The sequence below is a fragment of the Petrotoga sp. 9PW.55.5.1 genome, assembly GCF_003265365.1.
Classification (GTDB): domain Bacteria; phylum Thermotogota; class Thermotogae; order Petrotogales; family Petrotogaceae; genus Petrotoga.
Map to the genome: position 1 here is coordinate 38,984 of NZ_AUPM01000013.1, position 13,449 is coordinate 52,432.

The 13,449-nt window shown below is 32.4% G+C and carries 11 protein-coding genes and 1 tRNA gene; 9 read left to right on the forward strand and 3 right to left on the reverse strand.

The window, feature by feature from the left end:
• Positions 1-2: 2 nt before the first annotated feature.
• Both ftsH and PW5551_RS02435 read right to left on the reverse strand, forming a co-directional pair.
• Positions 3-1,955, reverse strand: coding sequence for an ATP-dependent zinc metalloprotease FtsH (gene ftsH, locus PW5551_RS02430; RefSeq protein ID WP_113074204.1), 1,953 nt, complete (start codon positions 1,953-1,955; stop codon positions 3-5).
• Positions 1,956-2,049: 94 nt separating this feature from the next.
• Entirely contained in the window at positions 2,050-2,841 is a 792-nt protein-coding gene (locus PW5551_RS02435) for an energy-coupling factor transporter transmembrane protein EcfT (RefSeq protein ID WP_113074206.1), read from the reverse strand.
• Between the two features lie 189 nt (positions 2,842-3,030).
• Here PW5551_RS02435 and PW5551_RS02440 point away from each other — a divergent pair, with 189 nt between their 5' ends.
• From PW5551_RS02440 to PW5551_RS02480, 9 genes are all read left to right on the forward strand, one after another.
• The gene (locus tag PW5551_RS02440; RefSeq protein WP_113074208.1) at positions 3,031-3,663 is read left to right on the forward strand and encodes a hypothetical protein; all 633 of its coding nucleotides are present in this window, start codon (positions 3,031-3,033) and stop codon (positions 3,661-3,663) included.
• A 2-nt stretch (positions 3,664-3,665) separates the two neighbouring features.
• Positions 3,666-4,481 (forward strand): class I mannose-6-phosphate isomerase, encoded by an 816-nt coding sequence (locus tag PW5551_RS02445; RefSeq protein WP_113074210.1) that lies wholly within the window; start codon positions 3,666-3,668, stop codon positions 4,479-4,481.
• Between the two features lie 114 nt (positions 4,482-4,595).
• Complete coding sequence (locus PW5551_RS02450) at positions 4,596-6,308, forward strand: 2-oxoacid:acceptor oxidoreductase subunit alpha (protein WP_113074212.1); 1,713 nt, start codon at positions 4,596-4,598, stop codon at positions 6,306-6,308.
• Positions 6,305-7,183: a thiamine pyrophosphate-dependent enzyme gene (locus PW5551_RS02455; RefSeq protein WP_113074215.1), complete on the forward strand. Its 879-nt coding sequence runs from the start codon at positions 6,305-6,307 to the stop codon at positions 7,181-7,183. Before PW5551_RS02450 ends, PW5551_RS02455 begins: the two co-directional genes overlap by 4 nt.
• 11 nt (positions 7,184-7,194) lie before the next feature.
• Positions 7,195-7,650: a redoxin domain-containing protein gene (locus PW5551_RS02460; protein ID WP_199562157.1), complete on the forward strand. Its 456-nt coding sequence runs from the start codon at positions 7,195-7,197 to the stop codon at positions 7,648-7,650.
• Positions 7,651-7,727: 77 nt separating this feature from the next.
• The gene (locus PW5551_RS02465) at positions 7,728-8,192 is read left to right on the forward strand and encodes a DUF192 domain-containing protein (protein WP_113074217.1); all 465 of its coding nucleotides are present in this window, start codon (positions 7,728-7,730) and stop codon (positions 8,190-8,192) included.
• Between the two features lie 25 nt (positions 8,193-8,217).
• The gene (locus tag PW5551_RS02470) at positions 8,218-9,111 is read left to right on the forward strand and encodes a glycine betaine ABC transporter substrate-binding protein (RefSeq protein WP_113074219.1); all 894 of its coding nucleotides are present in this window, start codon (positions 8,218-8,220) and stop codon (positions 9,109-9,111) included.
• 22 nt (positions 9,112-9,133) lie between these two features.
• Positions 9,134-9,221, forward strand: a tRNA-Ser gene (locus tag PW5551_RS02475).
• 28 nt (positions 9,222-9,249) lie between these two features.
• Positions 9,250-11,280, forward strand: coding sequence for an alpha-amylase family glycosyl hydrolase (locus tag PW5551_RS02480; protein WP_113074222.1), 2,031 nt, complete (start codon positions 9,250-9,252; stop codon positions 11,278-11,280).
• Positions 11,281-11,307: 27 nt separating this feature from the next.
• On the opposite strand, the gene ppk1 is transcribed toward PW5551_RS02480, so the two are convergent.
• A complete protein-coding gene (gene ppk1, locus PW5551_RS02485) occupies positions 11,308-13,446 on the reverse strand; it encodes a polyphosphate kinase 1 (protein ID WP_113074224.1) in 2,139 nt (712 codons plus the stop codon).
• Between the last annotated feature and the right edge of the window lie 3 nt (positions 13,447-13,449).

Below are 13,449 nucleotides of genomic sequence, written 5' to 3' on the forward strand. Positions count from 1 at the left end.
CTTCACGCATTTTCATACTTGACATGATTTATTACTTCAATTTTCAAAAACTCATTAATCTCTTTTTCTCCTCCAACATAATCTCTCAGTTCATAAATATCTTTATTCATCATCATTTTAAATTCATCACCATAAATAGTTTCTTTTTTGAATATATAAGAAGCTAATAGATCTAACCTTTCTTTATTCTCGCTCAAAAGACTTACTGCTCTATCATACATGGAATTGATTATTTTTTTTACTTCTGCATCCAACTCTTTAGCTGTTTCTTCAGAATAATTCTTTTGTTTTGTTAATTCACTTCCAAGGAAAACCTCTTCTTCTTCACCCTCCCAATATACAGGTCCTAACTTTTTAGACATTCCTAATCTGTAAATCATTGTTTTTGCAAAATCTGTAGATTTTTTTAAATCGTTTTTTGCACCAGTAGTTGCAAAACCAAAAGTTATTTTTTCACTAGCTCTCCCACCTAATGCTACGACTATTCTGTCAAGAATTTCAGAACGTTTTAATAGATATTTATCTTTTTCGGCTATTTGTAATGTATGACCTAAAGAGCCTGCTCCTCTAGGAATTATTGTGATTTTATAAACGGGATCTGTATTAGGTAACAAAAAAGCTAAAACAGCATGCCCCATTTCATGGTAAGAAAGCATTTTCTTTTCTTTATCAGAGATTATTCTATACTTTTTAGATGGTCCGGTTAAAATCCTATCTATAGCTTCCTCAAAATCTTCCATTTCAATATAAGTTTTTTTCTTTCGTGAAGCAATTAAAGCCGCCTCATTTACCAAATTTTCTAAATCTGCTCCAACAAATCCAGGTGTTCTTTTTGCAAGCAATTTTAAATCGACATCACTTCCAATTTTCTTTTCACGTGCATGTATTTGCAAAATTTTTTCTCTTCCAGTAACATCTGGGGGTCCTACTACAATTTTTTTATCGAATCTACCAGGCCTTAGTAAAGCTTTATCAAGGACATCAGGTCTATTGGAAGCTGCCATTACAACAACACCGGTAGAAGTGTCGAATCCATCAAGTTCAACTAATAAAGCGTTTAAAGTTTGTTCTCTTTCATCGTTACCCCCACCTAAACCTGCTCCTCTCTGTCTTCCAACTGCGTCTAATTCATCAATAAAAATTATAGAGGGGGCATTTTCTTTCGCGGTTTTAAAAAGGTCTCTTACCCTTGATGCACCCACTCCAACGAAAAGTTCTACAAAATCAGAACCACTTGCATAGTAAAAGGGAACTCCAGCTTCACCCGCTATAGCTCTTGCAGTCAGGGTTTTTCCCGTTCCGGGAGGGCCAACTAGCAAAGTTCCTTTGGGCATTCTGGCGCCTAAATCTTGAAATTCTTGAGGATTTTTTAAGAATTTTACTATATCTTCGACTTCTTCAATTACTTCTTCTATTCCAGCTACATCTTTGAAAGTAACTTTTTTACCAATGGGCTCATATTGTTTTGCTTTATTTTTCCCAAAATTCATACTACTTTGAGCACCTGAAGCTGCAGATCTATACAGCCACCAGAAAAAAAGAACGATAATTATAATAGGAATTAGATTAATCAGCAGATTAAACCACCATTTAGACGCGATGTTTCTTACATAAGAAACTTTTATTCCTTTATCAACCAAACTATTTACATATTGTTTGTCCATTGTAAAGGCGGGAGAAAAAGATTCGTAAACAGATCCCTCGTTGGTAATAACTGTAATGTTACCGTTTTGGTTAATCTCTATTGATTCTACTTGGTTTTTATTAATCATATCAATTACTTGTGAGTAGGGAATTGAAGGTATGTTTTCCCAATTTAGTGAAATAATTATGACAGCAAAAACAATGGCAAAAACAATATACACCCAAATAATTTTTGAGAAACTTGATTTTTTATTTTCTTTATTATCTCCATTAAGATTGGAGTCTTTTTTATCATTATTCTTTTCTGACATTAATTTGCCTCCTCGAACAAATTCTTAAAAATTTCCTTCAAAATGCGAGTGATGATTAAACTTTTATATTATTAATTATATCAAAAAAAGTTGTTCAAAGGAAAATTATGAAAAAACACAGGGTTGAAAAAGAGATAACAAAAACAGAATCTTTAAACTTCCATTCAAACTGTTTGTACCTGGTTCTACCTTCCCATCCGCTGTAACCTCTTGCTTCCATAGCGATACTCAGATCCTCTGCCCTTCTTAAGGCGGAAACTAACAAAGGAATTATTATAGAAATAGCTCCTTTAATCCTACCTGAAAATTTTCTATCGTCGAAATTTGCTCCTCTGCTCAATTGTGCTTTCATGATTCTATCCGCTTCGTTTGCTATGACAGGGATAAATCTTAAAGCAATAGTCATCACCATAGATATCTCATGAGCGAACCTCTTTGGAACAAAAAACCACCTTAGAACGTCCTCAAGTGCATGTGCTAGAGAAGTTGGAGAAGTTGTTAATGTAAGAACAGAAGATAACATTACTGCAAATAGTATTCTAAAGGTTATTATAGCGGCATTAAACAAACCAGTATCCGTTATCCTTATAAAACCAATTTGAAAGAGAGTATTTCCTCCAATAGTAAATAGTTGAATAAAAAAAGCGAACACGACGATAAACCATATTGACTTTAAAGATTTTAAGTAATATCTCAAACTTAACTTAGATAAAACCATTAGGCTTAGAGTATACAAAGTCATAAGAAGAACGTCATAAAAACTATTGATAGAGAATGCAAACCCTGCCAAAAGAAACAAGCCTAAAAGCTTACCCCTAGGATCCAAAGAATGCATTATTGAGTCCAGGTCAACATATCTTCCCAAAGCAACGTTATCTAAAAGCATTAAAAAACTCCTTAGATAAAATATTTTTTATTGAATTTGCGCAATATATATTGTAACATAATTACTATTTATTTTTATTATAAAAGAAAACAGAATAAATAAATTTTGAAAAAAATTATTAAGATCATTAAGTTTTTTTATTAAATATTTATTAAGCTTTTTAGTTAAAAGATGATATAATTAATTAAAATGATATTTTTGGAGGAGATAAAAATAAAACAATCTTTCTCCAGAAAAGTAAAAAGTAATAAGAAATTATTCCTCTTAATTTTATTTATTTCAATAACTATTTTAATAGTTATTTTTTTGATTTCAAAGAGTTTCGAACGCAAAACTCAAATCGCTTTTTTTGAGTTCTTTCTAGAAGAAAATTATGTAATAGAGGAAAACACCTTAAATAAGTTTATTGAGGTTTTCAATCTGCTGTATGAAGAGTTTGACTACATCATGGAGTTCATTTCTCCTATAGAAATATTAGCAATAGGGATAGTGGAAACGAATTTTCAGAACGTTAAGGGGGATAGTGGAGAAAGTTTAGGATACTTTCAAATACAGGCCCCTACTTATTGGTATTTAAAACATCATTATCTGGAACTTTATGAAACAATAAACTTCACTCTTCCTTGGTATTGGGATAATGTAAAAGTACGGCCCGATGCTCAATTGATGAGTGCTATTTTATATTTATATGATTTAAAAATTCGATTTGGTGAAGAACAAGCATATAGTTTATACAATGGAGGATCACAAGTTTATCAAGATAAAATACTTAAGCAAATAAATAAGTTAGAGCAAGAGTATGATGAATTTAAAAGGAGGTAATTATGAGATTTTCAGAGCCACTAATTTCAAAACCGATTTTTAGTGAAAAAATTTGGGGTAATGAAGAATTAAATAATATATTTAATTATAATGGAGAAGGGATAATAGGAGAAGTTTGGCTATTTTCTATTATAGAAGGTTTAGAAACAAAATTAGTTGGAATGAATACGGGCAAAAAGTATGGGAGTGCGAGACAATTTTTTCTTAAATTTCCTTTGCTCTTGAAATTAATAGCAACTTCCTCTTGGTTATCTATACAGTTACATCCAGATGATTATATGGCCCGGCTTTTAGAAAATAAGCCATGGGGAAAATCAGAGGCTTGGTATTTTTTAAAAGATGGAGGTCAAATTAAAGTTTGTAACGACAATGAATCTATTTTAGAAGCGTTTGATAATAATGAATGGGATGACATTTTAGAATATTATAAAATGAACAAATACGATTCAATATTTCTTCCTGCAGGTACAGTACATACATTAGGACCCAATAGTTTGCTTTTAGAAATTCAACAAAGTTCAGATTTAACATATAGATTGTACGATTGGGGAAGACCCCGTGAAATTCATATAGATAAATCCAAAAAAGTCTTAAAAAATATTCAGTCGAGTTATTGTATTTCAAGACAAAATAAAGGTTTACAAACAAAGTATTTTAGCTATTCGAAATTTTCAGACCAAATTAGAGAAGGTCTTGGATTATATGTAAATCTGGATTCTTTTGAAACAATTATACTTCCCGAAGGAGTTTCATTAGAATTCAAAGGAGAATATGTTGAATTCAAACTTAATGAAAAAGGTTGGAAATATTTGATTTAAATTGACAAAGCAAAGTTATAAAAAAATAAAAAAAGTTAACAATAACTTTTAATTATGAGCATTTTTGTCTGTTATAATTAATATGAAGATAAAACACAATGGGGAGGTAATATTGTGAAAAGAACTATTAAAGAAGAGATTTCTATTGTTTTATCCGGTGAAGCCGGACAGGGTATCCAAACTATAGAAAGATTGTTGACTTTCATCTTAAAAAGAGAAGGTTATTATGTCTTTGCTACTAAGGAATATATGTCTAGGATCAGAGGTGGTAGCAATTCAACAGAAATAAGGGTAAGTTCAAAACCTGTAAGAAGTTATACTGAAGGTATAGATATACTTATGCCTCTTACCAAAGAGTCAGTAGAGCATTTGGGGAATAGAGTTACTGAAGAAACTCTTATTATAGCAGACAATGAATCGTTAAAACTTGATAATAAAAATATATTTGATATTCCTATAATTTCAATTGCCAAAGAAATAGGAAATACGATATATTCTAATATTGTAGCTGTGGGGGTAATATTAGGTCTTTTTGGGATAAAAACAAAAACAATCGAGGATTATCTTCGAGAAAGGTTTGAAGGTAAGGGAGAAGAAATAGTAAAAAATAATATAAAAGCAGCTTCTGAGGGTTATAAATTGGGGAAAGAGTTCACTGATAAGGGTGAAATTAAGGTAATTATTGAAAGTGACGAATCTTTAAAAGATGATTTATTAATCAGTGGAACTGATGCAGTAGCTCTAGGGGCTTTAGCCGGGAATTGTGATTCTATTTTTTCTTATCCAATGACACCAGGAACTGGAGTATTGATAGATTTAGCTAATTTTTCAAAAGATTTTGATATTTTGGTTGAGCAAGCTGAAGATGAAATAGCAGCAATAAACATGGCCATTGGGGGTTGGTATGCTGGAGCTAGATCTATGGTAACAACTTCAGATGGTGGTTTTGCTTTGATGGAAGAAGGGGTGTCTTTAGCTGCTATGGTGGAATCTCCTGTAGTTATTCATCTGGCTCAAAGACCAGCTCCCGCAACAGGATTACCAACAAGAACTGGGCAAGAGGGATTAAATCTAGTAATTCATTCAGGGCATGGAGAGTTCCCAAGATTAGTTTTTGCACCTGGAACACTTGAGCAAGCCTTTGAAATAACGCAAAAAGCTTTCAATATAGCAGATAAATATCAAATACCTGTCTTTATACTTACAGATCAATTTTTTGTTGATTCTTATTACAATGTAAAAAAATTTGATCTTTCAAAAATTGAAAATAAAAAATATATAGTTGAAACAGATGAGAATTATAAGAGATTTGATCTAAGTAAAGCTGAAAATGGGGTTTCCCCAAGGGGCATACCAAATTTTGGTAAAGGTTTGGTTGTTGTTGACAGCGATGAACATGATGAAGAAGGCCACCTAACTGAAGACTTGGATATTAGAGTAAAAATGGTTGAAAAAAGGCTTAAAAAAGGTGAAGTCTTGGTAGAAGATTATATTTCTCCAGAATTGTTTGGAAACGAAAATTATAAATATCTGGTTGTTTGTTGGGGTTCAAATTATAACGTTGTAAAAGAAGCAATTGCTAGAATCGATAATAAAGATGTGGCTATGTTGCACTTTAGCCAAGTTTATCCGTTACCTGATTCAACTGTGAAATACTTGGAAAAAGCTAAAAAAGTTATCGACGTTGAAAACAATGCAACAGGACAATTTGCTAAATTATTAAGAGCTGAAACCGGCATAAATGTAGATAAAAAAATATTAAAGTATAATGGAATGCCTTTTTCCGTTGAAGAATTAACAGCAAAGATAAGGGAGGAATTAAAATGACCGAAAGAAAAAATTTATTCAGCCTTGAGAACGAAAAAGAACTTGACATAGCTTGGTGTCCTGGGTGCGGGAATTTCGGTATTTTGAATATATTAAAAAACGTTTTGGAAGAAATGGAAGAGATTACTCCAAATAATTTTGTTTTAGTGTCAGGAATTGGTCAAGCTGCAAAAATTCCTCATTACTTCAAAAATAATGCTTTTAATGGACTTCACGGAAGAGCTTTACCTGTTGCAAGCGCTATAAAAATGGCTAACCCTGAATTATATGTTGTTGCTGAAAGTGGAGATGGAGATATGTATGGAGAAGGAGGTAACCATTTTATTCACAATATCAGAAGAAACGTTAATATAACTAATATTGTTCATGATAATAGGGTATATGGATTAACAAAAGGTCAAGCTTCTCCAACCTCTCAAAGAGGTATGGTTACACCTGTTCAAGTAAACGGAGTTATTTTGAATCCTTTCAATCCTATAGCTGTGGCAATAGCAAATGGGGCAACATTTGTAGCACGTACTTTTGTTGGGGATATAAAAGGTGCAAAAGAAATAATAAAAAAAGCAATAAGACACAAAGGGTACGCGCTAGTTGATTTGTTTCAACCTTGTGTAACCTTCAACAAGATAAATACTTACGCATGGTTCAATGAACATACTTATAAATTAGGAGAAGAACACGATCCTTCAGACAAAATGAAGGCATTAGAATTAGCCTTCCAAGAAGATAAATTACCTTTGGGAATAATCTATGAAGAAAAAGGAAAACCAACTTTTGAAGAACAACTAACTATTTATAAAGAAAATAAAGACCCGCTTTTTAAACGTAATGTTGATTTAAATAAATTGGAAAGCTTTATAAATTCTATGAGATAAGAGGTGATAATATGGCAGTGAAAGTAGGAGATTTGGCTCCAGAATTTAAATTAAAGGACCACGAAGGTAACGTTTTTTCCTTGAATAATTTCAAAGGTAGAAAAGTTTTAATTTCCTCACACCCTCTTGCTTGGACAGGGGTTTGTGAGACACAGATGAAAAATTTAGATGTAAAATACGATGAATTTGAAAAGTTTGGGGTTATACCTGTTGGTTTCAGCGTGGATCCTGCTCCCTCAAAAAAGGCCTGGGCAGATAATCTAAGGTTAAAAAAGTTAAAATTATTATCAGATTTTTGGCCTCACGGAGAAGTTGCAAAAAAGTACGGTATCTTTGATGAAAAAAATGGTTTTTCAATGAGAGCAAACATACTAATAGATGAAGAAGGAAAGGTTGAATTTGTAAAAGTCTACGAATTAAGTGAACAGCCAGATTTAAATGAGATACTCAACTTTTTGAAAAAATAAAAAGATAAAAATAAAATAAGGCTTCTACCAAAAAGTAGTAAGCCTTATTTTAGAATATAAGGGAGAAATTTATTAAAATGAGAAAGAACTTTTTCTGTATAACAGCTTTAATCCTCTTGTTTATCTTTTCTGGAGCCCAAACAATCGAAATCCCTGAATTTCCAAAAGGAACCTTGATTATCTCTCAAGAAGGAGAACAATTTACTATTCCAATAGAGATTGCTGATGCAGAAGAATTAAGAAGCTTTGGTTTGATGTATAGAAAAGATATTCCATTTGAGTATGGTATGCTTTTTGTTTTTCCTACTCCCGGGATTAGATCTTTTTGGATGAAAAACACTTTTGTCGAATTAGATATTGCATTTATAAACTCTGAAGGAATCATTATAGATATTCAAAGAATGGAACCCTGCCAAGGGCCTAACTGTCCAATATACACTATTTATAAACCATTTAAATATGCACTTGAAGTAAAAGCAGGATTTTTTGAAAGATATGGTTTTTCCGAAGGAGCGAAAATTGAATGGATAAAAAGCAAATAAATAAATGAAAAAGGAGGAGTTTTGTATGCGGAAAATTCTTATTTCTACGCTTATTATTCTATTTGGGATCAATTTTATCTACGCGGCTGATAAGGTGGTTGTGGGAGCAAAAGCATTCACCGAAGGTTATGTTTTATCAAGCATGGTTTCTTTACTTTTGCAAGAGAACGGGATTAAAGTTGAAGAAAAATTTGGTTTGTCTTCATTTCCTTTAAGAAAAGCTATAGAAACTGGCCAAGTAGATGCATACGTAGATTATACGGGGACGGCTTGGGCAGCATACTTTGGGCATACAGAAAACATATATGATCCACATAGGTTATTTGAATTAGTTGCGCAAGAAGATTTAGAAAAACACGATATAATATGGTTGGATATGATTAATTTTAACAACACATATGGTTTAGCTGTTAGACAATCTTTTGCAAGAGAAAATAACATTAATACTCTAAGTGATTTAGCTGAATATATAAATTCAGGGAAGGGGAAAGATATAATTTTCGGAGTAAACCCTGAGTACTATGAGAGAAGTGACGGTATATTCGCTGTTATAGACACCTACAATATAGATATTCCCAAGAATAAAGTAAGAACAATGGACGCTGGATTAACTTACGGGGCTTTATCAAAAGGAAATATAGATGTAGCCATGATTTACTCAACAGATGCACAAATATTACGCTTTGATTTGAAGATTTTGGAAGATGATAAGGCATTTTTCCCTCACTACAATCCGTCTGTATTGGTTAGAAAAGAGGTTTTAGATAAATATCCACAAATTCGAGAGATATTAAGACCATTGACTTTGTATTTAAATGAGGATATAATTATAAGGCTGAACTATCTAGTTGATTATGAGGGTCTGGAACCCAAAAATGTTGCAAGAAATTATCTTAGAGGCTTAGGTTTAATAAAATAGAATATCTTGAAATATATTGAGTGGAGGCGTGCACCGAATTGGTTAAGGGGCCGGTCTCGAAAATCGGTGGGGTTTTCCCCGTGTGGGTTCGAGTCCCACCGCCTCCGCCATTTATTATTTGAAAGGGGGTAAAAAAAGTTGGCTATTCTTTCCGAAATCAATCAGTTTCTTAAGAGTAAAATTCCAGAGGGAAAAGATGATTATGCTATACCTAAAAGATGGATGCCTGATAATTATACGGGAAAAGTTAAATTATCCGGAAGAAAGTTTTTTGTCAACCCATATGAATTTATCTCAAATATAATCGACAAATTAAATGAAAACGCAAAAAGCGATGAAGATTATAGCAAGCCTCTCTCTTTTATTATAAAAACAAATAGTCCGGATTGGATTAAAACAAGCATCGTTTATTCAGCCCATGTAAGGGCAACTGCATCTTATGTTCATGATCAAAGAACTTTGTTTGTTCCCATAGATGAAAAAGGGTATACAGAGTCAGGAACATTTCTAAAAATGATAATGCTAATTCCATATTTCGCTCGCTACAATGTAGATAGTATCTATTTGTTACCTATAACTCAGTCCAGTAGTAAGTTTAAAAAAGGCGAAGTTGGATCTCCATATTCAGTAAAAAATTTCTTTCACGTTGAGAAGGATTATCACGACACGCTTTTAGGTAATAATTTTACCCCAGACCAGGAATTCTCGGCTTTTGTAGAAGCGGCCCATGAGGCAGGTATGAGGGTTTTACTTGATTTCGTTCCTAGAACTGCTGCAAGAGACAACGAACTTATACTAGAACATCCAGAATGGTTCTATTGGATAGATATAGATGAAATGAATGATTTCGTACCTCCTAAAGTGAAGAATTTAGGATTCGTTCAACCTAGCAATGAAAATTTAAAGGTAATATATAACGATGAGGAAGTTAAAAAACATTTAAAAAAATTCAGATGGGATCCAAAAACTCAAAATCCACAAAAATGGCTGAACTTTGTTGAAAAAAACAAGAACAATCCTGATTTTCTTGATGAGATCGCAAAAGAATTTAAGGTTATAACCGTTCCAGGATTCTCTGATTGGATAAATGATCCTCAACCAGTATGGGAAGATGTGACGTTCTTAAGGTTATATCTTTCTCACCCTGAAGAAGCTTTGAAGTATATAGATATAGAAAATCAACCACCTTATGTTCTTTTTGATGTTGTTAAATCAAGTTTGTTTCCTGGAAAAGAAAAGAATCAAGAACTGTGGAATATTATTGCTGATATTATTCCATATTATCAGAAAAATTTTGGCATTGATGGTGCGAGATTGGATATGGGACATGCTCTACCTGATGAATTGGAGCATGAAATAATAAAAAGAGCCAAAGGGTATGATCCATCTTTTGTTATCATAGCTGAAGAGTTGAATATGGACAACCATGTTAAAGCTAAAAAGAACGGATACGACGGAATATTAGGTAATTCATGGTGGGCTGAACCAAGAATAAAGGAAGGAAGATTTAAAAAATTTATCTCCGAAGTAACTCCAAAATTATTGCTTCCTACTTTTGCTACCTCTGAAACACCAGATACCCCAAGAGCTGTTACAAGAGAAGGAAAAGAAACTTTCTCAAAATTAACAGCCGTAGTAAATACCTTCTTGCCTAATGGAATTACATTTATTAATTCTGGGTACGAAATTTTTGAACCTCAACCTATGAATACAGGGCTAGATGTGGAAGATCCTATTGAAGAAAAATTTGAAAATTTGCCCCCAACAGATCAATTTTATGGTAAACTTGCATTTTTTGATTGGTATGTATTACATTGGGATACGGATCATCACATGGTAAAACTACTTACATTGTTAGGACAATTAAAAGAAGAAACGAAAGATCTTTTAAAAAATGTTGAAAATTATCATTTTGTGGATTTTTCCCAAAATGCATTTGTAATGTTCTGGTGGAATGGGAAACAAGGTGTTGTTATCCCTATTAACGTTGACTTTGAAAACCCTTATTTCTTTGATATCGATTTGGGCTTTTTTACCTGGAAAAGTGATCATAACATATACACAAAACTTGAAAATTATAGAAGAGGAGAAAGTTCTTGGATTGTTCAAGACGCACATTTGAGAGTAACTATTAATCCGGGTGAAGCTAGGGTGTTTTTTATAGAATAGTAAAAATAAAAAGGGCTTTTGCCCTTTTTATTTTAGTTTTGGAAAATTAAATTTATCTACTTCTTGCGTTTTGAAAAACTTTTTGAATCTTTTCTTTGCTTCTTTCATTAATTCTTCTTGTACAAGCATGGGCTTAGATTTACTTTTCTTGTTGGTTACTTTTATGTATTCTCCATTTGGTTGTAATTCTCGGGCTTTAAGATTGTCTTTGAGATATAACTTTAAAATTTCTTCTAATCTTGCTTTTAATTCTTCTTTTTCAATAGGTATCAATGTTTCAACCCTTTTATCTAGATTACGTGGCATTAAATCAGCACTTGAAATGAATATTTTATGTTCACCATTATTTTCAAAGTAATATATTCTACTATGTTCTAAGTATCTTCCAACAATACTTCTTGCTTTTATGTTTTCGCTTATATTTTTTACTCCAACTTTAAGAGCACATATACCTCTAATAATCAATTGAATTTCAACGCCTGCCATAGAGGCTTTATACAATGCTTTAATTACTGAAATATCAAGTAATGAATTTACTTTCATTATTATTCTACCTTTTCCGCCTTTTTTTGTTATATCTATTTCGTTTTCAATCCATCTCAATATAGTATCTTTCAAAGTTGTTGGAGCAACTGATAGTTTTTTCAATGTTGGAGGTTTTGAGTAACCCGTCAGAATATTAAAAAGAGCCGACACATCTTGGGCATAACTTTCTTTAGAGGTGAAGAAGTCAATATCTTCATATAACTTGGCAGTTATGTAATTGTAATTTCCCGTACTCATATGAACGTATCTTTTGATTCCACTTTCTTCTTTTCGTACTATTAAAAGAAGCTTTGCATGTACCTTTAATCCAACTAATCCATAAACTACATGGCAACCAGCCTTTTCTAATTCTTTAGCCCATTGAATATTATTCTCTTCATCAAATCTTGCTTTAACTTCCACCACAACTGTAACTTGTTTCCTGTTTTCCGCAGCTTTTATAAGGTAATCTATTACGGGAGAAGTTTTTCCTACTCTGTATAACGTTTGTTTAATTGCTAGTACTTTGGGATCTTCTGAAGCTTGCCTTAAAAGATCAATTACAGGTTCAAAAGAATCATAGGGTCTATGTAAGAGCACATCTTCTTCTCTAATTACTTTAAAAATATCTTCTTTCCCATAAAAACTTGGCGATGGTTGGGGAGAATAATACTCATATTTGAGATGTTGGTAACCTTCTAAATTTGCAACTTCCATCAAAGAACTCAGATCCAACAAATTCGGTATTTCGTAAATATTCTCTTTTCTCAAATCTAGAGTGCTAAATAAAAAATTCCTTAAATTTTCACCCATATTACTAGCAATTTCTAATTTTACAGGAAACCCTGTTCTTCTTTCTTTTAGGGAACTTTCTATTTCTATTAATAAATCTCTTGCTTCATCTTCTTCTATTGATAAATCGCCATCTCGGGTTATTCTAAACTCAGAGATTTCATTTATTTTATAACCACTAAAAAATGATTTTGCATGGATTTTTAATAAATCTTCCATTAAAAACAAAGAGCTTTTTTCTTGGCTGGGAATAATTATAAACCTGGAGAAAATAGTAGGTAAAGGAATGAAAGCAAAAAGTATTTCTCCTTTTTCATTTTCAAGTTCGACACCGAGGTTTATACCGCTACCGGGTAAAATGGGGAATGGCCTACTTTGATCAACGGCCATTGGAGTAACAACTGGGAATACTGTGCTTTGAAAATAATTTTCCAAGTATTGCTTTTTCTTTTCATCAAGATCCTTGGATTTAAGAATTTCAATATTCTCTTTTTCAAGTGAGGGCAGAAGTTCATTTTGAAGACATGCATACTGCTTTTCAACCATCGTATGGACCTTTTCAGAAATTTTTGCTAATTGTTGACTAGCTGTCATTCCAGAAATGTCTCTTCCTGTGAATCCTGCCTGTAATTGTTCTTCTAACCCAGCAACCCGTATCATAAAAAATTCTTCTAAATTCGAAGAGGTTATAGAAAGGAATTTAATTCTTTCTAAAAGCGGGTTGGTGGTATCATATGCTTCTTCTAAGACCCTAAAGTTAAAGTCCAACCAACTTAATTCTCTATTATTGTACAAATTATAATCGTTTAAATCTATTTTCTTTTCTTTTTTTTCATCTGTTTTTGCCATATC